Source organism: Tateyamaria sp. Alg231-49 (assembly GCF_900143535.1).
Lineage (GTDB): Bacteria > Pseudomonadota > Alphaproteobacteria > Rhodobacterales > Rhodobacteraceae > Tateyamaria.
In genome coordinates this window covers 517,467-542,640 of sequence record NZ_FRFA01000001.1, presented here as the reverse complement: position 1 = coordinate 542,640, position 25,174 = coordinate 517,467, and the positions used below count along the sequence as shown (strand labels likewise).

General features: G+C 55.7%; 21 protein-coding genes and 1 tRNA gene. 6 read left to right on the top strand and 16 right to left on the bottom strand.

Going from position 1 to position 25,174, the window contains the following annotated elements; all coding sequences use genetic code 11:
- Both DHN60_RS02605 and DHN60_RS02600 read left to right on the top strand, forming a co-directional pair.
- On the top strand, positions 1-1,209 hold the full coding sequence (locus DHN60_RS02605) for an RSP_2647 family RNA methyltransferase (protein ID WP_108835673.1): 1,209 nt from the start codon (positions 1-3) through the stop codon (positions 1,207-1,209).
- Complete coding sequence (locus DHN60_RS02600; protein ID WP_108835672.1) at positions 1,206-1,754, top strand: RSP_2648 family PIN domain-containing protein; 549 nt, start codon at positions 1,206-1,208, stop codon at positions 1,752-1,754. The genes DHN60_RS02605 and DHN60_RS02600 overlap by 4 nt, the downstream gene beginning before the upstream one ends.
- Here the strand turns inward: DHN60_RS02600 and DHN60_RS02595 are convergent.
- The 7 genes from DHN60_RS02595 to DHN60_RS02565 form a co-directional block, all read right to left on the bottom strand.
- Positions 1,751-2,440, bottom strand: coding sequence for a M48 family metalloprotease (locus DHN60_RS02595; protein ID WP_108835671.1), 690 nt, complete (start codon positions 2,438-2,440; stop codon positions 1,751-1,753). The genes DHN60_RS02600 and DHN60_RS02595 overlap by 4 nt on opposite strands.
- 23 nt (positions 2,441-2,463) lie before the next feature.
- A complete protein-coding gene (locus DHN60_RS02590) occupies positions 2,464-3,627 on the bottom strand; it encodes a cytochrome P450 (protein WP_108835670.1) in 1,164 nt (387 codons plus the stop codon).
- Between the two features lie 39 nt (positions 3,628-3,666).
- Positions 3,667-4,854, bottom strand: coding sequence for a VWA domain-containing protein (locus DHN60_RS02585; RefSeq protein WP_108835669.1), 1,188 nt, complete (start codon positions 4,852-4,854; stop codon positions 3,667-3,669).
- A 3-nt stretch (positions 4,855-4,857) separates the two neighbouring features.
- Positions 4,858-5,028, bottom strand: a complete 171-nt coding sequence (locus DHN60_RS02580; RefSeq protein ID WP_108835668.1) for an apolipoprotein acyltransferase — start codon at positions 5,026-5,028, stop codon at positions 4,858-4,860.
- A 34-nt stretch (positions 5,029-5,062) separates the two neighbouring features.
- Positions 5,063-6,421 (bottom strand): DUF2927 domain-containing protein, encoded by a 1,359-nt coding sequence (locus DHN60_RS02575; RefSeq protein ID WP_108835923.1) that lies wholly within the window; start codon positions 6,419-6,421, stop codon positions 5,063-5,065.
- A gap of 5 nt (positions 6,422-6,426) precedes the next feature.
- Positions 6,427-6,882 carry a GNAT family N-acetyltransferase gene (locus DHN60_RS02570; protein WP_108835667.1) on the bottom strand — a complete coding sequence of 152 codons (456 nt, stop codon included), beginning with the start codon at positions 6,880-6,882 and terminating at the stop codon, positions 6,427-6,429.
- A 301-nt stretch (positions 6,883-7,183) separates the two neighbouring features.
- Complete coding sequence (locus DHN60_RS02565) at positions 7,184-8,023, bottom strand: MoxR family ATPase (RefSeq protein ID WP_108835666.1); 840 nt, start codon at positions 8,021-8,023, stop codon at positions 7,184-7,186.
- Between the two features lie 185 nt (positions 8,024-8,208).
- Between DHN60_RS02565 and dksA the strand changes: the two genes are divergently transcribed.
- Positions 8,209-8,631 (top strand): RNA polymerase-binding protein DksA, encoded by a 423-nt coding sequence (gene dksA / locus DHN60_RS02560; RefSeq protein WP_108835922.1) that lies wholly within the window; start codon positions 8,209-8,211, stop codon positions 8,629-8,631.
- A gap of 195 nt (positions 8,632-8,826) precedes the next feature.
- On the opposite strand, the gene DHN60_RS02555 is transcribed toward dksA, so the two are convergent.
- Positions 8,827-9,879, bottom strand: a complete 1,053-nt coding sequence (locus DHN60_RS02555; RefSeq protein ID WP_108835665.1) for an ornithine cyclodeaminase — start codon at positions 9,877-9,879, stop codon at positions 8,827-8,829.
- Between the two features lie 21 nt (positions 9,880-9,900).
- On the bottom strand, positions 9,901-10,824 hold the full coding sequence (gene rocF / locus DHN60_RS02550) for an arginase (RefSeq protein WP_108835921.1): 924 nt from the start codon (positions 10,822-10,824) through the stop codon (positions 9,901-9,903).
- Between the two features lie 105 nt (positions 10,825-10,929).
- Between rocF and DHN60_RS02545 the strand changes: the two genes are divergently transcribed.
- Entirely contained in the window at positions 10,930-11,355 is a 426-nt protein-coding gene (locus DHN60_RS02545; RefSeq protein ID WP_108835664.1) for an Lrp/AsnC family transcriptional regulator, read from the top strand.
- On the opposite strand, the gene DHN60_RS02540 is transcribed toward DHN60_RS02545, so the two are convergent.
- From DHN60_RS02540 to DHN60_RS02520, 5 genes are all read right to left on the bottom strand, one after another.
- A complete protein-coding gene (locus DHN60_RS02540) occupies positions 11,336-11,809 on the bottom strand; it encodes a disulfide bond formation protein B (protein ID WP_108835663.1) in 474 nt (157 codons plus the stop codon). The genes DHN60_RS02545 and DHN60_RS02540 overlap by 20 nt on opposite strands.
- Positions 11,806-12,486: an exopolysaccharide biosynthesis protein gene (locus DHN60_RS02535; protein WP_234423491.1), complete on the bottom strand. Its 681-nt coding sequence runs from the start codon at positions 12,484-12,486 to the stop codon at positions 11,806-11,808. Before DHN60_RS02535 ends, DHN60_RS02540 begins: the two co-directional genes overlap by 4 nt.
- Positions 12,487-13,090: 604 nt before the next feature.
- Positions 13,091-14,248: a DEAD/DEAH box helicase family protein gene (locus DHN60_RS02530; protein ID WP_108835662.1), complete on the bottom strand. Its 1,158-nt coding sequence runs from the start codon at positions 14,246-14,248 to the stop codon at positions 13,091-13,093.
- A gap of 371 nt (positions 14,249-14,619) precedes the next feature.
- Positions 14,620-14,922: a hypothetical protein gene (locus DHN60_RS02525; RefSeq protein WP_108835661.1), complete on the bottom strand. Its 303-nt coding sequence runs from the start codon at positions 14,920-14,922 to the stop codon at positions 14,620-14,622.
- A 399-nt stretch (positions 14,923-15,321) separates the two neighbouring features.
- Entirely contained in the window at positions 15,322-16,575 is a 1,254-nt protein-coding gene (locus tag DHN60_RS02520; protein WP_108835660.1) for an integrase family protein, read from the bottom strand.
- A 104-nt stretch (positions 16,576-16,679) separates the two neighbouring features.
- Here DHN60_RS02520 and DHN60_RS02515 point away from each other — a divergent pair.
- Positions 16,680-16,765 (top strand) — tRNA-Leu (locus DHN60_RS02515).
- 884 nt (positions 16,766-17,649) lie between these two features.
- Entirely contained in the window at positions 17,650-21,549 is a 3,900-nt protein-coding gene (locus tag DHN60_RS02510; protein WP_108835659.1) for a Hint domain-containing protein, read from the top strand.
- 524 nt (positions 21,550-22,073) lie between these two features.
- On the opposite strand, the gene DHN60_RS02505 is transcribed toward DHN60_RS02510, so the two are convergent.
- Complete coding sequence (locus DHN60_RS02505) at positions 22,074-22,682, bottom strand: NTP transferase domain-containing protein (RefSeq protein ID WP_108835658.1); 609 nt, start codon at positions 22,680-22,682, stop codon at positions 22,074-22,076.
- Positions 22,683-22,694: 12 nt separating this feature from the next.
- Positions 22,695-25,112: an FAD-dependent oxidoreductase gene (locus tag DHN60_RS02500; RefSeq protein WP_108835657.1), complete on the bottom strand. Its 2,418-nt coding sequence runs from the start codon at positions 25,110-25,112 to the stop codon at positions 22,695-22,697.
- Positions 25,113-25,174: the final 62 nt, after the last annotated feature.

Below are 25,174 nucleotides of genomic sequence, written 5' to 3'. Positions count from 1 at the left end.
ATGACAGCGCCCTCTCTTGCATCTGACCGCCCCGTAATTCGCCTGCGTCCCAAGATGGACACCCGTCGCATTCGCCATGGGTTTCCGTGGGCCTATGCAAACGAGGTCGTAACTGACCGTCGCACCAAGGCGATGGCGCCCGGCATGATCGCAGTGCTGGAAGACTCTCATCGCACTCCCCTCGCGCTGGTTGCTGTGAACCCGGCCAGCAAGATCATCGCGCGCGTGATCGATATGGATGTCGGAGCGGATGTAGACGCAAACTGGTTCAAGGCGCGATTGGCCAAGGCATTGAACCTGCGTGACCGCCTTTTTGATGCCCCGTACTATCGCCTGATCCACGCCGAAGCCGACGGGTTACCCGGTGTTGTCATCGACCGTTTTGATGATGTGTTGGTGATTCAGCCAAACGCTGCATGGGCGGACGCCCGCATTGACCTGCTGTCCGAGGCCGCACTGGCCGTGACCGGCGCGCGCACGGTTCTGAAGAACGCCAGCGGCCGCGCCCGGAGCCTTGAAGGCCTCGATGACGTCAGCGCCGTGTTGCAAGGAACGGCACCTGTCGCACCAATCCCGGTGCCCATGAACGGCGCCACGTATATGGCGGATGTCATGGGCGGGCAGAAAACAGGGTTGTTTTACGACCAGCGCCCAAATCACGCCTTTGTCGCCGGTCTTGCGCGCGATGCACGGGTGCTGGACATGTTTTCCCACGTGGGCGGCTTTGGACTGGCTGCACTGGCCGGTGGGGCAATATCTGCGCTTTGTGTGGACGGTTCGGCACCTGCTTTGGCGCTGGCAACCCAGGGTGCTGCTGCCATGGACGCCTCTGATCGTTTTGAAGCACGTCAAGGTGATGCATTCGATGTCCTCATAACCTTGGGACAGGAAAACCGCACGTTTGATTTGGTGATCTGTGACCCGCCTGCCTTTGCTCCGGCCAAACCGGCGCTGGATGCGGGATTGCGGGCCTATGAACGCGTCGCACGACTTTCCGCGGCACTGGTGGCCCCAAATGGCATCCTTGCCTTGTGCAGTTGCAGCCACGCAGCCGACCTGAGTGCATTCCAGACTGCCTGCGTGCGCGGGATCGGCAAGGCTGGTCGCACGCCTGCATTGATCCGCACAGGCTTTGCCGGACCAGATCATCCTCTGATGCCGCAACTGGCCGAAAGCGGTTACCTCAAGGCGTTGTTCTTCCGCCTATGAAGATCCTGATCGACGCAAATGTCCTTTATCCTACTGTGATGCGGGAGGTTGTGCTGGGCGTGGCCAAGACCGGGTTGTTTACCCCGCAATGGTCTCCCCGCATCCTCGAGGAATGGGCGCGCGCTGCGATCAAGCTTGGACCTCAGGGCGAAACGCAGGCGCGCGGTGAGATTGCGTTGTTGCAGGCCGCTTGGCCGGGGGCCGAAGTGCGGTACCCCCCGGAACTCGAAAACCGTTTGTGGCTGCCAGACCCCAACGATGTGCATGTGCTGGCCGCCGCGATCGCTGGTTCCTCTGATGCGATCATGACGGTGAACGCCAAGGATTTCCCTCGCAATGTGCTGAGCGAAGAAGGACTGCACCGCGCGGACCCCGACAGCTACTTGCAGGGATGTGCCGAGGCGAACCCCGACCTTGTTGCTCCAGTGGCGCAAGCCGTCGTGGAGGAAGCGCGCCGATTGTCAGGTGAGCCGTGGACCTTGCGTTCATTAATGAAAAAGGCACGCCTGCCGCGTTTTGGCAAAGCAGTAGAACGCCTAAGCTAGGTGCTGACCTGCCATTTGGCCTCAAGCGCCTGCAATGCCTTGACCCGCTCTTGCGTTTTGGGATGGCTCAGCAGCCATGCGGGTGCAGCACCCCCGCGCGACTTGGTGAGCGTTTCAAGCTTTTCAAACAGCGATATCTGCGGACCAATCCCGATGCCGGCCTTGGTCAGAAGCGCCGCTGCATAAGCGTCAGCCTCGTATTCATCCTGACGCGACAGGCGGGCCGCCAGCAGCGTTGTCAGGCTGTTGGCGATCCACGCCCCGACAAAGGGAATGAACCGGGACAGAACCATGCCCATCGCCATGCGCATCGCATTCTGCCCCGAAAAGTCGATCATACGCCGACGACTGTGCCCAAGGGCCACATGCCCCAATTCATGCGCAATCACGCTCGCCATTTCAGCGGCCGACACAGCACCTTTGCGGAACTGATCGTAAAAGCCGCGGGTAATGAAAATGCGCCCATCTGGTGCGGCAAGGCCATTCACAGGCTCGATTTCGTAGATGTGCACCTTGATCCGGGGCAGGTCGAGCGCACCCGCTAACTGATCACACATCTGGCGCAACATAGGGTCGGCCAGTTCTGTCGATTGCGCGTCCAGATTGCGTGATGTCCGCCAAACGGAAAAGCGGTACATGATGAGGCCATAGACGATGGCCAGAAGGATCGGCGTTAACTTGATCATGGAAAAGATATGGGGCTAACGCGTCAGGTTTTCCAGCGCAATGGACAGGAAGTTGGACCACGAAAGGCCCAGCCCGCAAATGGAACGTCACCGGCCAGCTCAAGACCATCCAATTGTTTGAATAACTGGGGCACCGCATGGCCTGCAATCAGCGTGCGCGAAGCCGCGGCCCCTGCGCAAAAATGGGGGCCTGCGCCAAACGGAATGGCGGGGCGTGTGTCGCGGGTGATGTCAAAGCGGTCCGGATCTTCGAAATGCGCCTCGTCCCGGCAGGCTGATCCGAACATGAAGAAAATCAGCTCTTCGGCCTCAAAACCAACTCCGCAAGCGGTGTCGTTGCGCGCAACGCGGCGTGGCGACATGCCGATCGGGGCAATCAGGCGGACATATTCGGCAAAGGCATCCTCATAAGTTGCCTGACCCTTTGTAATCAGCTGGTGTTGATCTGGATGGCTAAGAAGCGCCCAAATGGTCCCCGCAATGGCATCACGCGGTTCGTTCTGTCCGCCCCCGATAATAACGCGGACATTGCCCGCGATCTGATCAAGGCTGAGGCCCGCCTGATCGAGCACCGAAATAATCGACAGATCAGGGGAAGCACGGAGCGCGGGCAAACGTTCCTCAATCAATTCAAGCACACGGGTGGCATAGCCAAAGCCTTTGGCATCGATTTCTGGATCGCGTTGGTAATTCGCCGCCGTGTCGAGCATCGCCTGACTGGCGGCATCCATCTCTGCGGCGTCCATGTTGATCAGGCCTGTCATCACCCGCAATGCATCTGCAGCCACAGGCATCGCGTAGTCGCGCACCAGATCGCATGTGCCCTGCGGTTTGATGCGATCAATATGGCGCTGCACGATTTCGCCGAACTGGATGCCAAGCACATCGCGCACAGTGCGCGGGGACAGGGCAGGGAACAGGGCCTTGCGTTCGATTTGATGCGCGTCGCCATCCTTGCGCATCATGTTTTCGCCCATCACCCGGGTCAGCAAGCCGTTGGGTTGGTGACTGGAAAACAGATCGATCCGCTTTTCTTCGGCGAAGACATCATCGCGCCGGGTGAACAGCGTGGCCCCAAGTTCGGGGACAAAGCAGACAGGGGTATCGCGCCGCATATCCGCCAGCGTCGGATAGGGGTCGGCATGAAAGGAAGCCGGGTCGATGTGGACTACGGGTGCGTCTGACATGGACGCGAGCCTAGGCGAGGTTTTTGTAACCGAAAAGCGCTATCGCGTGAGCGCTTTCATTCCCCGGCTCAACCCTTCGAGGGTCATTGGCACCATTGCTTCGGGTCCAAAGATTTCCTGGATCATGCCGATGGAGTGGGTGTAGCCCCAATATTTTTCCGGCACCGGATTAATCCACAGGTTTGATTGCCACTGGTCACGCGCACGGGCCAGCCAGACCTGACCGGCCTCAGCATTCCAGTGTTCGTTTGCCCCACCGGGATAAGCGATTTCGTAGGGCGACATGCTGGCATCCCCGACGAATATGCATTTGTAGTCAGGGCCATAGGTGCGCAGGATCTCGTGCGTTGGCGTTTGCGCATCCCAGCGACGGCGATTGTCGCGCCACACCCCTTCGTACAGGCAGTTGTGGAAATAGAAGTGTTCAAGGTGTTTGAATTCGGACTTCGCGGCAGAAAACAGCTCTTCTACGATCTTCACGTGAGGGTCCATCGACCCGCCAATATCAAAGAACAACAGCACTTTGACGGCGTTCCTGCGTTCAGGCCGGGTTTGCACATCCAGATAGCCATGTTCGGCAGTGGCACGGATGGTTCCGTTCAGGTCCAGTTCCTCTGCCGCACCATCGCGGGCCCAGCGGCGCAACCTCTTTAGGGCGACCTTGATGTTGCGCGTGCCCAGTTCAACAGTGTCGTCCAAGTTCCTGAATTCACGTTTGTCCCAGACTTTCACCGCTTTTTTGTGACGGCTTTCGTTCTGACCGATACGCACGCCTTCGGGGTTGTAGCCATAGGCCCCAAACGGTGAGGTGCCCGCGGTTCCAACCCACTTATTGCCACCCTGATGGCGCCCCTTTTGCTCATCAAGACGTTTTTTTAGCGTTTCCATGAGCTTATCAAAGCCACCTAAAGCTTCGATCTCGGCACGTTCTTCTTCGCTCAGGTGCTTTTCGGCCAGCTTTTCCAGCCAATCTGATGGGATGTCGACTGCCTCCAGCACCTGTTCAATGCTGATCTGTTCCAGCCCCTCAAAGGTAGCGGCAAAGGCACGATCGAACTTATCGATATTGCGTTCGTCCTTCACCATTGCTGTGCGGGCCAGATAGTAGAACGCCTCGACATCATAGGTCGCAAGCCCGGCCTTCATCGCCTCCAGAAAGGCGAGGAATTCGCGCAGGGAAACCGGCACACCACCTTTCCGTAATTGCTCAAAGAAGGGCAGGAACATGCGTCAGGCGCTCAGGATACGGTCGATCACGACGGTGACGATCAGGCCAACCACCACAAAAGCCAAGGCGTAGCCGGCCGCGTATTGTGCGATATCAAGGCGATTGCCTGAGCGTTTGTAAGCCGTATATCCGCCGATCACAGCGCCTAGAATAGCGCCAGAGATGACTATCATTATCCTTGCCTCTCAATTGCTTGGGGCGGCAAGTTCAACCATTCAGCGGGTTCAAAGAAGAGATTTCCCGCAGCTTGGCCCGGACCGCCCAGTCTGGTCCAAAGCCGTAGCGTGCCCATCCGATGCTGTCCAGCCTAACACTCTGGGCTTCGGCAGAACGCCCCTGCAAATCAAGCGCCTCGGCGCGTAACAATAGCAAGGTGGACAAAAGAGCCGCGTTTTCGTTGCGCGCAGCTTGATCAATATGCGGCGCCAGCAGGACAGAGGCGGAGTCTCCGTCGCCGCGCGTAATTTCGTACGCGGCCAATTGCGTGGCCACATAGGCCCGGTGTAGCCTCGCACCTTTTGTGGCGGCGTAATAATTGTCTGCGGCGCGGAAATGGGTCTGAGCGGCGTGAGGGTCCGTGGACTGCAAGAGACGGCCATTTGCATAGTGGGCAAAGGCGCGTCGGTGGTCTGTCCAACTCATTGCTTCTGCAATCTCGAGCGCTGCAGCGGCTGCCGCACGCCGTTGGGCAGGCTTTGCACCGGGCCCGAGTGCCGTCTGGATCGCATCGCTCCATGCACGTGGGGTGCGTGTTGCAAATTGTGCGGCCATGTTTTCGCCAGCCGGATTGATCCGTGCCAGAATACCCGGCAACTTGGCCGCGACCTGTCCGCGCGTCATGCCCGAGCGCAGTTCTGGTGCATAGTAGGCCTCCAGAATAAGCATATCAAAGCCGGTTAGAACTGTGTGCACGTTGTCGTCGTTAAAGACACTGTCGGGCAGGCGGTAGAGATCATTGAGCGGGCCGATTGCCTGCGCGAGTTCCTCGTGCAGGCAATCGCGTACCTCTTGAGGGCTTGAATCGTTGGGCAGGAAGATGGCCAGTTGATTGCGGGTACGCAGGTTTGACCAGCTTGTGCGTGCGCTGCGCCGATTGGGTTTGTATTGCGAGATATCGGTAATGTTGGGCACGACAAAACAGGCGGCATGGGGCAGGGCGCGCCGGATCTGTGCACGGGTTACCGCCTGAATGGTGATGTTGGCGTCAGTACCGGGCGCGGCCTCGTAAATGTCGATCCCGGCTTCATTGCGCAACCGGTGCATCAGACGGCGCAGGTCGGTACCAAGTGAGGCAGGCGGGGCACCGGTAACGCGCACCGAAATGGGCCCTTCGAAGCGGGTAAAGACGGGCAGATCGCGGCCTGATTCCAGTTGAAAGCTGAGCTCGATAAAGTCCAGAGCGAGATCGTTGTTGGACCTGATTGGCGCACCAGGTGCGGGCGCCCCAAAGGTCTTCATCGGAGGCAGGTCGCTGGACTGCGGCAGAGCGCGTGTGGTGACATCACCGGGCGTCACGGGCACACATGCATTAAGCGCAAGAACGAAGGGCAGAACAAAACGTCGCATCATACTCATCCCCGTTCATACTTAATGAAGGGAGAGAGTTTCCCGATGCGGTCATAAAGCTTGCGGGCTTCGGTGTTGAAATCCTGCGTCATCCAATAGACGGACGGGCTTCCAACATCATCAGCAGCGGAGTAGACCGCTTCGATCAGCTTGCGGCCAACCCCCTGACCACGCACGGATGGATCCGCATAGAGATCCTGCAGGTAGCAGACGTTTTCGACTTTCCAGCCATGACGATGAAAGACGTAGTGGGTCAGTCCGACCAACTTGCCATCCGCTTCGGCCACCAGCCCATTATAGTCCTGTGGGTCATCACCAAGGAGGCGGGCAAAATATGTATCAAAGATCGATTTCGGACGAGACGTTTCGTAAAACGCAAGATAGGCCGCCCACAGATCGCCCCATTGGACGCGATCCGACAAAGAAAGTGGGCGCACAATAAGTGCGTCTGAACCTGTCATTTATACTGCCTGCCTGCCTTTTAGCATATTGGATGCGGGTGTTTTCACCTCTCATCACGGTCAACTTATGAAGCATTTCAGGCAAAAGAAAGACATTTTATCCACAGGCTGGTTCTGCAACTGAAGAGCGAGCGAACATGTGGCTGAAATGCCCCTGTGAGCGGTGCAAGACCGTGAGCAGAGGGGTGGCTCTCAGGCCGAGTGCGGACCTCAGACGACCTTCCAAAGTGCTAGATCAAAGCCGCGTTTCTTGCGGCCCTGGCTGGGTTCGCCCAGACCGGCGGCTATTGGGTTTGGGCGGTTAACGTTGCCCGCGCGCCATGAACGCCAGCCGTTCAAACAGGTGCACGTCCTGTTCGTTTTTCAAAAGAGCGCCATGGAGTTTGGGCAGCGCGTTTGCGCCATCGCGTTTGAGGTCTTCGGCGCTCATATCCTCGGCCAAGAGTAGTTTTAGCCAGTCGAGTACTTCGGATGTGGACGGCTTTTTCTTCAGGCCTTGCTGGTCGCGGACTTCAAAGAACTGGGTAAGGGCCGTGGTCAGCAACCCCTGTTTGATGTCGGGATGATGCACGGCAACGATCTGCTTCATCGTCTCCATGTCCGGGAACTGGATATAGTGGAAAAAACAACGGCGCAGGAACGCGTCAGGCAGTTCTTTTTCATTGTTAGAGGTGATGATGACGACGGGGCGGTGGCGGGCGCGAATGGTCTCGCCAGTCTCGTAGACAAAGAACTCCATTTTATCGAGTTCCTGTAGCAGATCGTTTGGAAACTCGATGTCCGCCTTGTCGATTTCGTCGATCAGCAAAACAACTTTTTCGTCCGCCTCGAAGGCCTCCCAGAGTTTTCCCTTTTTGATGTAGTTTGCAACATTGTGCACCTTGTCTTCGCCGAGCTGGCTGTCACGCAGGCGTGAAACGGCATCATATTCATAAAGGCCTTGTTGCGCGCGGGTGGTCGATTTGATGTTCCATTCGATCAGACGTAGGCCCAATGACCGCGAGACCTGTTTGGCCAATTCGGTCTTGCCGGTACCGGGTTCGCCCTTGACCAACAGGGGCCTCTCAAGGGTCACGGCGGCGTTCACCGCTATGGTCAGATCGTCGGTGGCGACATAGGCGTCTGTACCTTGGAATTTCATGTGAGTTCACCCTGTTGCGCTGTTTTGTTCATCACGTTGCTTTTAGCGAACTTGTCACGGGAATGGGTAGTGACAATCCAACACACCTCGGATAAATGCTGCGGCAGGAAGCTGGATGGGGCAGTGATCCGGACACCTCAGGGAACCAAAAAATGGTCAACGCTAGCCAAGTTGAGGGGAATGAAATGAAGCAGGAAGTGTTTTTGCCGGACGACTATCGTCCCGCCGAAAGCGAGCCGTTCATGAACGACCGCCAAGTAGAGTATTTTCGCCGGAAGTTGCTGGGCTGGAAAGCCGAGTTGCTGGCTGGAAGCCGCGACACGATCGAAGGTCTTCAGGACGGAACACGCAACATTCCTGATGTTGCAGACCGCGCCTCGGAAGAGACCGACCGCGCGCTTGAGTTGCGCACACGGGACCGTCAGCGCAAGCTGGTATCCAAAATCGACAGCGCACTGCGCCGGATTGATGAAGGTGAATACGGGTACTGCTCTGTCACCGGAGAGCCGATTTCACTGAAACGTCTGGATGCGCGTCCAATCGCAACAATGAGCCTTGAGGCGCAGGAAAAGCACGAGCGCCGCGAGAAGGTACATCGCGACGAATAAATTGAATTCACGCAGGTGAATTCGATCAGTGGCAAGGGATGGTTCTTAAAGAACCAACAGCCGCACCGATGATTTGCTCGTGAACACTTTGTAAGGCGTGCCGTTTGATCGGCACGCCTTTTTGTTTGGCACTCAATGGTTCGACCGTTTGGCCGACAGCTTTGTTTTGAAGCGCAGCCCTGGCAACCGATGCATTCACCCTTCTGAACGCATCAACATGCCAAACAGATCCCGCGGATCATCCGGATCGGCCAACAAATCGAGAGGGTGAAAAAACGCAGTATCCGCCACCCGATCCCGCACGAAACGCAGAGCCGAAAAATCTTCGATCGCGAAACCTACGCTGTCAAAGATTGTGATCTGTTTCTCGGACGTCCGCCCTTGTACCTGACCGGTCAGAACCTGCCAAATCTCCGTCACCGGATGGTCGGCGTCCAGTTGCTGAATGTCTCCCTCAATCCGTGTTTGTGGTGGGTATTCCACAAAAATGTCGCCGCGTTGCAGGATGCCCGGCGCGATCTCTGTCTTGCCGGGGCAATCGCCGCCAATGGCGTTGATGTGCACGCCCGCGCCAACCATGTTGTCGGTTAGGATCGTGGCGTACGCCTTGTCCGCCGTGCAGGTTGTCAGAATTTGAGCGCCTTCGATGGCCTCTTCGGCTGTGCGGCACTGGGTAACCTCCAATCCCGTTGCTGCTAGGTTGCGTGCGCACTTGGCCGTTGCCGCAGGATCAATGTCGTAAAGCCGCACATGGGTTATTCCGGCGATCGCCATCATAGCAAGGCTTTGGAACTCGGACTGAGCGCCATTGCCAATCATGGCCATGGTTGTCGCCCCCTTGGGTGCAAGCGTCTTGGCAACAAGCGCGGACGTGGCAGCCGTGCGCAGGGCGGTCAGCATCGTCATTTCGGTGAGTAGGACCGGATAACCTGTGTCTACGTCCGCCAGCAACCCAAACGCTGTCACTGTCTGTAGACCATCCGCTGTGTTCTTGGGGTGGCCGTTGACGTATTTGAACCCGTAGGTTTCGCCGTCTGACGTGGGCATCAATTCGATCACGCCCTCGGCGGAATGACTGGCCACACGCGGGGTCTTGTCGAACAGCTCCCAACGTTTGAAATCGGCCTCAATGTATGCGGCAAGGCCACGCAGCATGTCGGGCAGGCCGACATGATGAATGAGCTGCATCATGTGATCGACAGAAACAAAGGGAACGAGCGCTTTGTCAGACGGGGCGAGTTGGGTCATGTTGGCCTCCGGGGCAGTGTTTTAGGAGTAAGCACGTGTGGGGCGGTCAAAGATGCGCCGTCCAAAGGCGGAGGCCGTCAGATCGACCATGGCTTGCGCGGTGCGTCCTCGTTCATCCAGAAACGGGTTCAGCTCAACCAGATCAAGCGAGGTCATAAGGCCGCTGTCACAGATCATCTCCATCACCAGATGACCTTCACGCATTGTGGCGCCTCCGGGCACTGTTGTGCCCACAGCAGGCGCAACCGAAGGATCCAGAAAATCGACGTCTAGAGAGACGTGCAGCAGGCCGTTCTCGGCGGCCACGCGATCCAGAAAGGCCGAGAGCGGCTTGGCTATTCCGTGTTCATCGATGTGGCGCATATCGATGTAGGCGACGTCAGTGTCCTGCAGGGCCGCGCGTTCCTGACGGTCGACTGAGCGCAAGCCAATCATTGCGATCCGATCATGCGGGATGGGATGTTCAACCGCTGGAAACCCGTCAAAGCCCGCACGCCCTGTTAGATACCCCATTGGTGTGCCGTGCAGATTGCCCGAGGCAGTGGATTGCGGTGTGTGGTAGTCCGTATGGGCGTCAAGCCACAGCACGAACAAAGGGCGGCCCTCGGCGTTAGCATGTGCGGCTGCACCATGTACCGTGCCCAAAGCGAGCGCGTGATCGCCGCCCATGAAAATCGGCAAGGAGGCGGCGAATGCCGCTTCCGCCGTTTTTGACAGCGCCTTTGTCCATGCGATGGTTTCGCCAAGTGCGTGCAAGTGTGGGTGCGGCACGTCGTCGAAATTTCCGGGGGTGACATTGCCAGTGTCCAGAACTTCATGACCCAGATCACGTAGAGCCTCGGCCAGTCCGGCGGTGCGATAGGCGTCTGGGCCCATAACGCAGCCGCGCCGGGCTTTGCCACTGTCCATGGGCACGCCGATGAGGTGTATGTTTTGCAATGTCATCACGATCTCCTTTGGTCTTGTGTGATACATCTGTCCGAAATGGAGCGTAGACAAGTCGCCAAAATGACCGTAACGGATGGCAATTGTACAAAACGGAAGCTGAAAATGGACGATACGGATACCCGGTTGATCTCAGCGCTGCGCCACGATGCCCGCGCGTCCTTGTCGGAATTGTCCGCGTCCCTTGGTCTGTCACGCACCACAGTGCGCGCGAGAATCGAAAAGCTGCGGGCGCGGGGTGAGATCATTGGCTTTACGGTGGTGTTGCGTGAAGACACGCTGCGCGATCCCGTCCGGGGTCTTATGATGATCGGGATTGAGGGGCGCGGCACAGAAAAGATTATTCGTCAGCTTAATGGCCTGAGCGAAGTGCGCAGTGTTCATTCCACAAATGGACGCTGGGATGTGATTGTGGAGATCGGAACAGACACGCTCGAACGCTTTGACGACGTGCTGTTTCGCATCCGGCGACTGGAAGGCGTGATGTCGTCAGAAACGTCGCTGCTGTTATCTACGCGGAAGTCTGCTTGACCCTGAGGGCTGCGATCCACAATCCGGCCAACACCAACGAAATCACCATATTCCAACCTGCCATGCTGAGGCCGGCCAATTGCCAGGCAATCTCATCACAGCGAATGAGCGGCGCGGCCATAATCTGATCAAAAAGGGCATCTGGGTCGATATTGTCGATGGCACCGGCAGAACAGCTTGTCGGGCCTTCCCACCAACCTTTTTCGACGCCCATGTGGTAGCCACCGATGCTCGCTGTCGTCAGGGCCGCAAGCGCTCCAAGAGCGATGAGGGCGGGCAGGGGGACAAAGAAGGCGAGTGCCCCAAGTGCTATGGCCGCTGCGTGCGGATAGCGTTGCCAGATGCACATTTTGCACGGGGCATAGCCCAAAAGCTGAAAGACAAATGCGCCCCCCAAAAGCAGAGCAGAACCAAGGGCGGCGCAGAAAATGAGGCGTTGGCGTGTGACAGTCATAGGCCGATCCAGGTTTTGATAAGGCTAGCCAGCGTCGCCCCGGCAAAAATGAGCGTGCCAATCCAAGCGGTGCCCAGCGCGGCGCCCAAAATGACCAGCACGCCATCGCGTTGCAAAAGACCCATCGCCACAATCACCACCGCAAATCCGGGCACGGTATTGGTGGCAGGCAACGGCACCAGAATCGACGCGCTGAACAGCACAAGAGCCAAGCCCACAATCCGGTCCAAAGGCTTTGTCGTCAGTGCTGTCAGTCTTGGGCGGCTGATGGCTTCGATCCGTTTCAGCCATGGGCCGGATCGACGCGAAAGACTGTCGAGCCCTTGTGTCGTCACTGTCCGCGCGCTGAGCTTTTCGGGCAGCCAAGGTACGCGGCGGCCCAAAAGGATCTGAGCGGACACAAACATAAGCGGCAAGGCAACAACCTGCGGCAGGCCGTAGAGGAAAGGGATGCAGCAGGGCAGCGCAAGAATGAGGAGGAACAGGCCAAAGGCCCGCTCGTGCAACTGGCCTAGAATCCATTCGAGCGTGACTGTATCGCCATCGGCATCTACGACCAATTGCGCGAGTCGATCTGAGATCGCCATGTCCTGCGCCAACGTCGCCATGCTGTTGAAATCTCCAAACGTGTCGGCCTGCGGTATCAAATCAACACAGGGTGTGCCAGTGCCCAGCATCGGACACCAAAAAAATGTCGCGCAGGTCGGGTTGGGGCCGCTTGCCCATGCCAATATCCCGGTGTAGAGAGCCTCATGAGGCCCAAGTGGCGGAATGGTAGACGCAGGGGATTCAAAAGAGAATGCCTTATCGTTTAAAGACAATATGTTAAATGACACTAGGGTAGGGCCAGTAGACATTTAGTAGTCATCTCCACCTATCCGAAAGTATAGCTGGCCTATCCTTATGCTCGCTTGGGGCAATCAGGAAAGTTACGTATCGTTTGTTGGTGTGTGAGGGCTTTTGCTCTTTGTGCCCCAAACTCACAAGGATCAGTAGATTTTACCTCGGCCTTCACACGCCCCCCCCCCCTCTGAGAACATACATCGGTTCCATTGACGTAACTCAGAAAGTTACATAAGCTGTTTTGGTGCGTGAGGGTTTTTGTATTCTGTTCCCCAGAGAGCAACACCTACTCCAGAGGTGCCTTCACACACGCCCCCTCTCTGAGAACATACATCGGTTCCATTGACGTAACTCAGAAAGTTACATAAGCTGTTTTGGTGTGTGAGGGTGTTGGTTGCCTTATCGCCCTAGACGACAAGCGCTTCTTGTTTGCGACCTTCACACACACCCCAGAAAGTCTCCTCGCGTGTACGTGTGCAGGGTGAATGTCTCGCTACTGGTGGGAATGTCGTTCTTGTGTGCGATGCTTTCTTTCATCCGCTTGGGGCAGACAACGACTATTTCCCTGTTCTTCAATGCAGCATGTTCAACCATCGCCATGACGTGATCGTATGCCTTTTCGAAGTCTGGCAGATTGAACCTACTCACAGCTTTGGGGAATTCCTTCACCGGATACGGGACATCCCACACAGTCAGGTTCGTGTAGTCCACGTCAAAGCCACAATACTCGCTGACAATCTTGCCACCATCAGGGCTGAATTGAAGCCCGTCCAAGTGACAGGTCGCACTGAAAACAATCTGCTTTGAGAAATTGTACGCAGGGAAGGCAAACCAACAGTAATACATGACATGGCCCTTGGGACCTCGCATCACCCGTTCAAATGCCCGTTGTTCACTGACAGCAACTAGGAACTCGACAACCTCACGCAGCTTACGCTTGGCACTCTCATTCGGTATTTCGACAATCTCACTCTCAGCACTGAGCAAGGCAGGACTATGCTTAACCTTGATAGGATGGAATGCAGCGTTGCCCCCATCGTCCACAGCGTAACCATGTCTGCGTTGAACCCATTCCTCCAGATTACGGAACCCATCTTTCAATTCCTGGGATAGGTATTCTTCCGCATATTCCCTCGCTTTCACGATATCGGAATGCTGGACAGCTTTGGCCCTAGCGGTACTGGGGACCTCATCGACAATCAGAATGTCCTTGTCCCCGATATGGCGTGTGGGATCATCCTTTTCTGACAGCATAAAGGCATGAGTGCCGACAACCACACGGTAGCCTCTCCCGTCCTTCTTTTCCGTCCCAGAGTTGGAATGCCACCTGAAGACATCCACGCCAAGACTGAATAAATCGTCATAGACGCTATCGACATCGACCATCGTGGGGACAGCAATTGCAAATGAATTTGAACTGTCCGCGATAGCCTGAATGAAGCCAGTTGTTTTCCCGGTGCCAGTATCGCTTCTGAAGAACCACGTTTCCTTGTCACCGTCTGGCAGTGATTTTTTGATAGCTTTCTTGACCAATTTGGAGACACGCTGTTGCACCTCCTGCGCTGGAACTGAAGTAGATGTGAAGTCATAGGGCATCAGTGCATCTCCCGTGGGTCGTTCTCATATCGCTCTCTTAGCTCAGCTTCGGACATTGCTTCAGGAGGTATGCTTTCATCGTCTTCTTCAGTGTCGTTGAAGTCTTGCTCTAGTTCATCATCGTTAGGATCGTGGGACATAGTAAGTTCTTTCATTTGTATTAGGGGTAATCACTGGCCACGATAGACACTGAGGAAGGGGAACATCCACCGGGACCAGCTTTAGCTCAACTAGCGGACCAGACTAGGAGCCTATCGGCTATAGAGGGACTCCCACCCACTCTATTGGCCAATCTTTTTTAAGTTACTTGAACCACCACATGAGCAGTAGAAGTACGGCAGACATTATGAACCAAGTGAGTACGACAGCCTCTACCATTTGCTATAGTCCTCCTCAGTGCGTTCTACCCTATCCTCCCCACGGAACATCAGAGAGGAACGGACTACTTTAGGTTCATCGTTGTCAGTGTCGTTAGGCTCACCAACAATTTCCTCTAATAGCTTTACTGCTTTCTGTAGTTTGTCGTCCTCGTTCTGAACTTTGTAGAATGACTGGCCTAGATATTCCCTGTCTTGGAGCATCTGGTTTTGTACAGCACCAGTACGATACTGACGTGGGTTTTCTTTGCGCATCTTCTGATAGTGCGACCATGGCTTAGGGGTACGGCTTGGCATAGCTAAGCATCCTTCATTGTAGGTATTTAATTGTAGGGATGTTGGGCTTGTTTGCCGCTACTCGGTTAGGAGTAACATTCTGAGTATGGCCCACTCAGCTTCATGAAAGAGAACACCGTAATGTGCTCTTTGATAAATCTGGTACTGGTCATGATCCAAAGATCACTGGAGGTTACTTGCACCCCATACATATAGTGTAAGGGAAAAATTCCTTTTTGTCAAGTTTCTGTTGACATAAGAGGATTGGTATGGGTTCGAGCATCGTCCATTTTGGTAACTGATTCGCCCTGGCTTGTTGGGTTAATTTGAAAAACATGCATTAAGCGTATCAGTTTCTGAGACAAAAGTCAAGTTTATTGTTGACGTGTGGACATAACTGTGGATCAGAACATAAGCGAATCAGTGCTCTGAATACATCTCATCAACCAGTGTGGCCAGATCATCCTCAGGAGCGTACTTGGCCTCTGGCAATCCCATGACGTAAGCCGAGTATTGTCGCTGTAGCTGGCCGTAAACTTCTGACAGCATATGCTTCTTGGCAAGACCGCCACCCAAGTATGATCGACTTGTGACACCGACAGGGGCATGGTTGAGACAAGCGGATATGACGTGATGATCCACCCCGATTAACTGGCAATGCTCAGCAAATGTCCTCCTGAGGTCGTGTGTCGTCCAAGGTTCGTGGAACCCAAGTATCTTACGGTGAATGTCGAACTGGTGGCGATAGGTGCTGTACGTGAATGGAAACAGTGTGCTGTCGTCGTCTGATGTGGCGTAGCGTTGAGTAATCCGTTTGATCCATCCAGTGCAGGGAATGGTGTGGTCCCGTCCTGATTTGGTGTCCCTGAAGGTAAGCGTGTCCTCGCGGTGATTGTAATCTGACTTCCTAAGCCCAAGAGCCTCATTCAATCGACAGCCTGTCAGAAGGTAGAACATCAGCAGGTCTGCAAAGTCTCTGTTCACATTGGGGTAGGGAATGGCTTCCTTGTCCCGTCTGGTCAGTTGGACAATCTCTGAAATTTCATGGGCTGACAGGTATCTGTGTCGTGCTGTCGGTTTGGTGGTGACACCTGATGATTTGTAGAACTGAGTGACGGGATTGCGGGTGAGGTCCGTTGAGTTGAAGACAGCCTTCAGGGTCCGCATGGCCTTGTTCACGTAAGCGGTAGACTTGCCTTGCTTGGTCAATTCCCTGTGCTTGGCGGCTACAGTTTCTTTGCTGATGTCCTCAATCGGGATGTGGAGCAATTCGGGGAAGCAGTTGGCGAACACTTTCTTATAGTCGTTCACTGTCGTTTCCCTGAGGGAGACACGGGTCAGCAGGTATTTGTCCAGAGCATCCTGAAGCGTGTCAGGTTCAACGGGTAATGGGGCAGGGGTTGTCCGTTCCTTTGATATGTCGATCCCTTTGGAGAGGCGGTACAGCATCCCCTTGGCGTCCGTCTTGGCTTGGTCCAATGCGATATGATCCACAGAGCCAATGGCCTTCCTGACAGTGCGTCCTCCCTTGATCCTGCCTTCAACGAAATAGGAGGCTTTCCCTTTGGCAGTCACCTTGATACCAAATCCCTGAAGGTCAGAATCACGTATGAATTGGACGCTACCAGTTGATTCAAGCTTGGCGATGGCCCTTTGAGTGATCTTGGTTTGCATAATAGTCCCCTGTGTCCAGCAGTAGACATTTAGTAGACGAGATTACCTCAATAAACCAAGACAAGGGAAGCAGTAGACAGAGAAAGTCTAATGTTTTCAATGAGGCCCAAGTGGCGGAATGGTAGACGCAGGGGATTCAAAATCCCCCGTCCTAACGGACGTGCCGGTTCGAGTCCGGCCTTGGGTACCAGCCTCATAAGGTAGTTTCTTCAGTCGTGCCGCAGACGAGGCTCCGCATTCTTTATGCATGGGCGCTTTGGCGGTGCAGGGTTTCACATTGCCACCACATTTTCGACGAAATGATTCGCAAATCGCTCTAGATAATCCCGTAATTTGGCATCAATTCGCCCATTTTTTTGGGATTGATCTCCATACTGGAACGCATGGTTGTTATAAAACGACCGACTTTGCCATATTGTGAGCAGATTGTTCTGTGTTTTCTCTATTCAAACTTTAAGTTGAATTGAAAATAGCACGTTATTTTGTTTAAAGCCCTATTTTCAAACGGTTTTCGTGTGATTGTTCCAAGAGTCTTAAATTATACCAGAAGGAGTCTTCTACTCAGGATTGAGTTTGCATTAGGCCTCTCAGGTCCGCAACGCGGCGCTGTAAAGAAATACCGCAGCTTTTCATACATTTTTTACTTTTGTTGGCTTAAACCACTTCGTAGTTAAGGTTAGCCCATCTGGGGGGCGATGATTATTTTGGTCACGGGGGCGACCGCACTGTGCGTACTGTTAAAGGTACGGGAGATGTGCGTTCGTTAAGTCGCGTTGCGACGGTATGTAAGCAAGGGATACCAGACAGTTGGTATCGCGAGGCCCTCGTGCGGCTTCTCTCTCTGTTCCTTCCTACGGGGCGTTATGTGTGGATCGCCCAGTGTTCGGTTCATCGCTTCAGTTCGGGTAGTGAGTGTGTGACGAGGTAAGAACTGTGAAGCGATTTACGCTGATGTGTGCGGTTAAGCATGCGCAAGACGCGCTATGTTTCATGCGCGCCCCAAAAACTCCGATCCAATTGTTTGTTCCCGCTGCGCCGCGCGTTGTTTGCGCGACCGGCTAGGAGTTTCGATCCATGACAAAGTTGTTTGATTTCAATAACCTTGCGACAGGCACAGTTGTAGATAACGAATTCCAGTCCGAAGGCGTGACCATTTCGGCTGTGGGCGGTTCGTGCAAGGCCATGATTTTTGACTCCGCAAACCCAACTGGCGGTGATCATGATCTTGAAACGACGAACCTCGGAAATGTTCTGATCATTTCCGAAGATGGTGACAGCAATGATCCCGATGACAACGCCAACGGTGGCACGATCACGTTCGACTTCCACGAATTGGCCTATATCAACAAGCTGACATTCCTTGATGTTGAAGAAGGTGCCTCGGTCAAGTTTTTTGATGCCAACGGGCATCTGATCGAGACTGTGCACATCGGTGCCACGGACAATAACGGACAGCTGATTCAGGATTTCAATATCGATGGCGTAGCGCGGATGGACGTGACGCTGAATGGGTCGGGCGCAATCGACAATCTGGTGTTTGACGACTCTGGATTGGATGGCGTGGTGGAAGGCGACAATTCTGCCAACCTGATCGACGCTGTCTACGACGAAGACCCTGATGGCGACTTTATCGATGCAGGCGACGCACAACTACCCGGGGAAGGCCCCGACGATGACATCGTAGATGCATTGGGTGGAGACGATACGATTGAATCCGGCGCGGGTGATGATGACGTCTATGCGGGTTCCGGCAGTGACAGTGTCGAAGGCGGCACCGGTGACGATCTAATCTATGGCGACAGCACCTTTGGCGGATCGGAAACCGGCACCGATTACTTCCCAGAATGGAAACAGGATATCTCGAACGTCGTCTTGTATTATGACACGACGGGCGATGGGATCTATGACTACTCGGTGAAAGTAGACAACTTCCCCGATAGCGACACCCCGACCTTCATCAGCAACGATCTGGACGATTTCTACCAGCAATTGTCGGACTACATTGTGTCCGAGCAGTCTGCTCTGGACGGGCTTGATCCGCTCATTGGCGCCTCGATCAAGGGTGGGAAGCAGCCGACGCGGTTCTATCAAGTGGACGGGGACACAAATGGCCCAGCCGAGGACCCTGGACCCACGATCAACAAAGGGCCCGGCAATGATGCTGTGCTTGAGTATGCCGATTTCTATCCGACATACGTTCCGACGACACCTGCCGTACCCGGGGACGATACCCTTCACGGAGGTGAAGGTGACGACACCATCTTTGGTGAAGGCGGCGACGACGTCATCACAGGTGGCGCAGGGTCTGACAGTATTTTGGGCGGCGACGGGAATGACTCGATCACCTCGGGCGATCCGGCCAGCAATCTGCTGGTCGACAAGGGCTATCCAGGGCTCTTCCCGGGTGAAGAAGGCACGCCTGCCGCCGAGAATGATCGCGACTTTGTCGATGGCGGGGCTGGCAACGACACCATCTCGACCGGGGATGACCGCGACACGATTGTGGGCGGGACCGGCGATGATGTCATCGATGGGGGCATCGACGACGACGAGATCACCGGCGACGATGGTGCAGACCGGATCGTCGGCGGCGAAGGCAATGACCTGATCGAAGGCGGCGTCGGCAACGACACGATCTATGCTGGCAACGATCCTGATCTGGGTCTGGACGCGCTGAACATCGAAGATGACGGATCCAACCCGTTTGGGCCTGACCTGCGTCCAGACAATGGCCGTGATACCGTGTTTGGCGGCGACGGCAGTGATGTGATCTATGGCGCGGACGACCAAGATGTCCTCTATGGAGAAGAGGGTGACGATCTCATTCTTGGCGAAATCGACGACGATTACATCGATGGCGGCATAGGCAATGACCTTTTGGGCGGTGGCCAGGGCGACGACACTGTCGTTGGTGGTGACGGCGTCGACATCATTGTTGGTGGCCAAGGCGATGACGACCTTGATGGCGGCGCGGACACGGACCTTATCCTGGGCGGTGAGGGTGATGATGTCATTGCTGGCGGCGAAGGCATTGATATCCTTGACGGTGAAGCGGGCGATGACACCATCGACGGTGGCGCAGGCATCGACCTCGTAATTGGCGAGGCTGGTAATGACAGTCTGATTGGCGGCGACAATCAAGACGTTGTGGTCGGTGGTATCGGCAATGACACGCTGTACGGTGACGGCACAGTTGGCGAAGGTAATACGGCCGGTGGGGGAGCTGATTTCCTGTTTGCCGGTGACGGCGATGACAGCCTGATAGGTGGGTCGGGTAACGACACGATCGACGGCGGCGCAGGTGCGGATTTCCAAAGTGGTGGCGATGACCGTGACACGTTCATCGAAATTGGTCCCGGTGACACAATTGTCGGCGGTGAAGGGGGTGACGACTTTGACACCATCGTGGTGTCCAGCACGTCCGTTGTGGAATTCGACCCGAACGATCCAGAAGCAGGTGTGGTCACGTTCTATGACTTTGGCAGCATCACGCCAACGGGCACGGCGACTTTCTCGCAAATCGAAAACGTCATCTTTGTTGAGGACAACCCGAACCCCGCTCCGCCATCGGATGCACCGGACAGTGAGGACGACGAATTTGACGTTGTGCCGGTCATTCCAACCTCCGTCTCAATTCCGAGTGTCCCAGTACCCGGACCGGGTGTCGTTGAGGGGACGAACGGTCCAGATTCCATCGGCCCCGGCTATGTCGATGCCGACGGTGACGAAGTAGACGGCCCTGACGGTCTGGATGACACGATTCTTGCGTTTGATGGCAACGACACCGTGGATGCAGGGCTTGGTGACGACGAAGTGTTGGCTGGCGGCGGCAATGATCGCGTGCTTGGCGGTGAGGGCAATGATGTCCTGCGCGGAGAAGATGGCGATGACACCATCCGCGGCGGTATTGGCAATGACCAATTGGCTGGCGACGAGGGTGATGACCAATTGTTTGGGGGTGAAGGCAACGACATTCTCGAAGGTGGCGACGGCACGAACGTGTTGGAAGGCGGGGCCGGTAATGACTTCATCATAGGTGGCGACGATGGCGACCTTGTGGTGGGCGGTGACGACTCTGACTTCATCGTTGGTGGTAAAGGCGATGATCTGATCTTTGTCGGGGACACCAATCAGGTTGATGATGGTGCGGCCGATATTGTCTTTGCAGGTGATGATGCCGACCAGATATTTGGTGGTGGCGCCGGCGATACAATTATTGGTGGCGAAGGCGGCAATGACGATGACACCCTCAATCTGACTGGTTCTGGTCCGCTCACTATCAACTTTGATGGGGGGGATCCCAACAGCGAAAGCGGTACGGTCGATTTCCTTGACGACGATGGCAATGTCACCGGAACACTGACATTCGCTGAAATTGAGAATGTCATTCCCTGCTTTACCCCCGGTACCAAGATCGCAACGGCAAGTGGCGAACGCCTTGTTCAGGATCTGCAAGTTGGTGATCGGGTGATCACCCGGGACAATGGCATTCAGGAAATCCGTTGGGTGGGACAGCGCGACATGAGCGGTTGCGAACTTGGCCGCGCTGCACACCTGCGTCCGGTTCTTATCCGCCAAGGAGCCTTGGGCAACGGTCTGCCAGAGCGAGATATGCTCGTTTCGCCGCAGCACCGTGTGTTGATGTCCAGTGACAAGACCGCCCTTTACTTTGAAGAATCCGAAGTGCTGGTGCCGGCAAAGCATCTGACAGACATGGAAGGGATCGACGTTGTGGACGTGTCGCACACAACCTACATCCACGTAATGTTCGACCAGCATGAGGTGATCCTGTCCGATGGCACATGGACCGAAAGCTTCCAGCCGGGCGATCAGACCCTGAATGCGATGGACGACACTGTGCGCGCTGAAATTCTAGAACTGTTCCTGGAGTTGGAAACAGAAACAGGGATCAGGGCCTATGCAGCGGCGCGCCGCAGTTTGAAAAAGCATGAGGCCAAGCTTCTGACGCAATAAGGTTTCGCGCCTCAAAGGCGCATCGAAATATGCAGCATTCCGTGTGTGACTCGTGCGGAACGCAAAAAACGGGGCAGGGGGCTGCACCCGTTTTTTGTGTTTTAGAAGGGTCCCCAACACCGGCTTGCTTCATTGGATGGCGTACTTGCTGCTGCAATCGTGCGCCAATTGATCCAAGTTGTTGTTGAGGTTGCCACTCTAGGGAAGCTCCCCTCAGAATGTGCACTCAATTTGGATAATTTCACAGAGTAGTATGAACGTCCGGTGGGCGGCGTAACGAGGCCGATGGTATTGTTTTTTGTATGTGAGGGCTGTTGTCACGTCTGTGGTCACTGGACCTTACCGTAATGGAACCTTTCAGGGTCCCAATGAAGATGAGACGATCAATGCGTCTAGCTGAGATGATCAGCTGTCTGGCCCTTGGCGCTAAAACGTTGTCCATTTCCCGGCGCTGCTCTCCCAGTCCGGACTGGAAGAATACGGCGCGGCCTGTTTGTCTATGAAACGGTATGACGCGCACGTTATCATGGAGCGTTTGAGCTAGAACGGCCTGCACGCCACGCTGCCCAGTCCTCGGGCGTGTCGAGGTCCTGGCGTGCCCGGTTCCCAACCAAAGGCACAAGGTGGACTGCATCATCGTGGTTGGCGATGATGGAATTACCTCCGCTGTCGCCTTCAAGCATCTGAAATTCCTTGAAAATGGAGCGGGATACGACCATTGGATGCCCACCCTTTCCGGTCTGGGTTGCCCCGCGCCAGATCATCGCATCCGGGTATTGGGTCGTTGCGCTCATGACCGCGCGCAAATCCTCGTTGATCAGGTCTGGCAAATCCCCCAGTAGCACCATTGCATGCGACTGCTCTGGTTCCAGAGTGGCAAACAAAGCCCGCAGGCTCGCGCTCATGCCTTGGGCCGCATCTGTGACCTCAATTGTCTGGACGTCCAGATCCTGAACCACGTCATAGCGTGGGTGCGGTCGCGGTGGCAGTGCGATGCGCACATCTGTGCTCACCTCAAGGGCCATACAGGCCTGCTTGCGCAGCAATGGCATGCCGTCGACATCCAGCAACAGCTTGTCGGCGCCGCGCATACGCGAGGATGCTCCGGCGGCAAGGATCAGGATAGGCATCATGGCCCTATCCTATCACCCCCGCATCCGCGCGCCATCCGGATCAAACAATGGCTCGGTGACCAAACGCGCCTTGCACATCTGGCCAAGAATTTCGATCTCAACCTCCAGCCCCTCAGCTATCCGGTCCACAGGAAGGAACCCTTGCGCAACAGAAAGCTGCGCGTGGTGCGAATAACCGCCCGACGTGCAAAAGCCGACCACTTCGCCGTCCAGCCAAATCGGCTCATAGGCCTGTACGTCTGCATCCGTGGCCTCAACAACAAATGCGCACAACTTGCGACTGGGGCCCTTGGCCCGTTCCGTCTCTGCGGCATCACGCCCGATAAAGGCCGCGTTTTTCTTCCAAGAAATGAAGCGATCAAGGCCAGTTTCTGCAGCCGTGTAGTCGGGTCCAAATTCCAGCAGCCAGCCGCCAAAGAACTTGTCCAATCGAAGCGACATCATCGCCCGCATTCCGAAGGGTGTCATCCCGTGCGGTCGACCTGCGGCCCATAGAGTGGCCCAAAGTTGGCGTTGAGCCATTGGATCGCAGTAAATCTCGAACCCCAAGTCACCAGTGTAACTGACGCGCTGCACGATGCAGTCGGTCATGCCGACGGTGATCGACCAGACATCCAGAAACTTCATCTGCGAGATGTCGGTGCGGGTGCAGTCCTGTAGCACCTCGCGTGCTTTGGGTCCGGCGATCTGGAAGCCATTCAGTCGATCTGTGATGTTTTCGATGTGCATCCCGTCCTCGGCCTCATTGAGGAAGTGGCGCATGTGAAAGGCTTGGGCGCCATAAGACGCGGTCAGCTGGAACTCTTCTTCGCTGAGGCAGGACATGGTGAAGTCGCCGATGAGCTTGCCTTTGGGGCTTAGCATTGGTGTCAGTGAAATCCGTCCTTGTTGCGGGACTCGGCCCGCCATAACGCGGTCAAGCCATGCGCGGGCACGGGGACCAGTGACGCGGTATTTGCCGAAGTTGTGCACCTCGTTGATGCCGACAGCGCCACGCACTGCCTGCACTTCGCGCGCGGTTGCCTCAAACGCGTCTGACCGGCGGAAGGACGGCGTTTCATATGTCGGTTCGTTGCCCTGGGCGAAGTAGTTGGGCACTTCCAGCCCGTATTGCTGGCCCCACACAGCACCCATGTCTGAAAAAATATCGTACATCGGCGTCGTGCGATTTGGGCGCGCAGCAGGCAATTCTTCGTTAGGGTAGGCGACTGAAAATCGTTTCTGATAGTTTTCGATCACCTTGGGTAGTGTGTAGCCCGGCGAAATCCAATCTCCAAAGCGGGCAACATCCATGGCGAACGTGTCCCGCTCTGTCTCGCCCTCAACCATCCATTGCGCCAGCATTAAACCGACACCACCACCTTGGGAAAAGCCAGCCATGACGCCACAGGCCGACCAATAGTTACGCACGCCCGGCACGGGGCCGACCAAAGGGTTGCCATCGGGCGCAAAGGTGAAGGGACCATGGATCACGTTCTTGACGCCAGCGCGCTCTAGATCGGGAAAACGGTTGTAGGCAAAGGTGATCGAGTCTTCGATTTTGTCAAAGTCGTCTTGCAACAAATCCTGCCCAAAACTCCACGAAGTGCCATCCACCGCCCAAGGGCGGCAATTCTGTTCGTAAAACCCGATGCACAGGCCTTTGCCCTCTTGGCGCAGATAGGATTCGCCGGCCGGGTCCATAACGTGAGGATGTTCGTGCCCGTCCTTCATCATCTCGACGATCATCGGCACATCTTCGGTGACCAGATACTGGTGCTCCATCGGATGAAGTGGAAAGTAGATGCCGGCCATCGCGCCCACTTCACGCGCCCAAAGGCCTCCGGCGTTGACCACGTGTTCCGCGTGGATGGTGCCCTTGTCTGTGACCACATCCCACGTGCCATCTGCGCGTTGGTTGGTTTCCTGCACCATGGTATGCGTCTCAATCGTCGCGCCTCCCATCCGCGCAGCGCGGGCGTAGGCGTGTGTGGTCCCGGACGGGTCAAGGTGGCCATCAAGCGGATCATAAAGCCCGCCCACGATTCCTTCGACATTGGTGACAGGCGCGATCTTTTTGATCTCGTCCGGGGTCACGATTTCGGTTTCAAGCCCCATAAAGCGATGCTTGGCCCGTTCGGCCACCAGCATATCGAACCGATCCTGATCTTCTGCCAGTGTCACACCGCCCACATGGTGCAGGCCACAGGACATGCCGGTGATCTTTTCCAACTCTTTGTAAAGCTTGATGGTATAGCCCTGAAGTGCTGCCATGTTGGTATCGCCGTTCAGGGTGTGAAACCCGCCAGCAGCGTGCCATGTGGAGCCGGAGGTCAGCTCGGAGCGTTCCAAGAGCATGACATCGGACCAGCCAAGCTTGGTCAGGTGATATAGAACAGATGCGCCGACAACGCCGCCGCCGATAACGGCGACACGGGTGGTGGTTTTCATAGGGAACCTCATGACATTGTGCTGGTCATTTCATGTGCTGAAGGACAGTCTATTTGCCTGAC

Bases quoted from the DNA above. Each gene is read 5' to 3' on its own strand.
- DHN60_RS02555 (WP_108835665.1), bottom strand. From the start codon at position 9,879: ATGACCCAACTCGCCCCGTCTGACAAAGCGCTCGTTCCCTTTGTTTCT.
- DHN60_RS02600 (WP_108835672.1), top strand. From the start codon at position 1,206: ATGAAGATCCTGATCGACGCAAATGTCCTTTATCCTACTGTGATGCGG.
- DHN60_RS02520 (WP_108835660.1), bottom strand. From the start codon at position 16,575: ATGCAAACCAAGATCACTCAAAGGGCCATCGCCAAGCTTGAATCAACT.
- DHN60_RS02575 (WP_108835923.1), bottom strand. From the start codon at position 6,421: ATGCGACGTTTTGTTCTGCCCTTCGTTCTTGCGCTTAATGCATGTGTG.
- DHN60_RS02585 (WP_108835669.1), bottom strand. From the start codon at position 4,854: ATGTTCCTGCCCTTCTTTGAGCAATTACGGAAAGGTGGTGTGCCGGTT.
- DHN60_RS02540 (WP_108835663.1), bottom strand. From the start codon at position 11,809: ATGACTGTCACACGCCAACGCCTCATTTTCTGCGCCGCCCTTGGTTCT.
- DHN60_RS02580 (WP_108835668.1), bottom strand. From the start codon at position 5,028: ATGATAGTCATCTCTGGCGCTATTCTAGGCGCTGTGATCGGCGGATAT.
- rocF (WP_108835921.1), bottom strand. From the start codon at position 10,824: ATGACATTGCAAAACATACACCTCATCGGCGTGCCCATGGACAGTGGC.
- DHN60_RS02530 (WP_108835662.1), bottom strand. From the start codon at position 14,248: ATGCCCTATGACTTCACATCTACTTCAGTTCCAGCGCAGGAGGTGCAA.
- dksA (WP_108835922.1), top strand. From the start codon at position 8,209: ATGAAGCAGGAAGTGTTTTTGCCGGACGACTATCGTCCCGCCGAAAGC.
- DHN60_RS02500 (WP_108835657.1), bottom strand. From the start codon at position 25,112: ATGAAAACCACCACCCGTGTCGCCGTTATCGGCGGCGGCGTTGTCGGC.
- DHN60_RS02595 (WP_108835671.1), bottom strand. From the start codon at position 2,440: ATGATCAAGTTAACGCCGATCCTTCTGGCCATCGTCTATGGCCTCATC.
- DHN60_RS02505 (WP_108835658.1), bottom strand. From the start codon at position 22,682: ATGATGCCTATCCTGATCCTTGCCGCCGGAGCATCCTCGCGTATGCGC.
- DHN60_RS02545 (WP_108835664.1), top strand. From the start codon at position 10,930: ATGGACGATACGGATACCCGGTTGATCTCAGCGCTGCGCCACGATGCC.
- DHN60_RS02590 (WP_108835670.1), bottom strand. From the start codon at position 3,627: ATGTCAGACGCACCCGTAGTCCACATCGACCCGGCTTCCTTTCATGCC.
- DHN60_RS02570 (WP_108835667.1), bottom strand. From the start codon at position 6,882: ATGACAGGTTCAGACGCACTTATTGTGCGCCCACTTTCTTTGTCGGAT.
- DHN60_RS02525 (WP_108835661.1), bottom strand. From the start codon at position 14,922: ATGCCAAGCCGTACCCCTAAGCCATGGTCGCACTATCAGAAGATGCGC.
- DHN60_RS02565 (WP_108835666.1), bottom strand. From the start codon at position 8,023: ATGAAATTCCAAGGTACAGACGCCTATGTCGCCACCGACGATCTGACC.
- DHN60_RS02510 (WP_108835659.1), top strand. From the start codon at position 17,650: ATGACAAAGTTGTTTGATTTCAATAACCTTGCGACAGGCACAGTTGTA.
- DHN60_RS02535 (WP_234423491.1), bottom strand. From the start codon at position 12,486: ATGCTGGGCACTGGCACACCCTGTGTTGATTTGATACCGCAGGCCGAC.
- DHN60_RS02605 (WP_108835673.1), top strand. From the start codon at position 1: ATGACAGCGCCCTCTCTTGCATCTGACCGCCCCGTAATTCGCCTGCGT.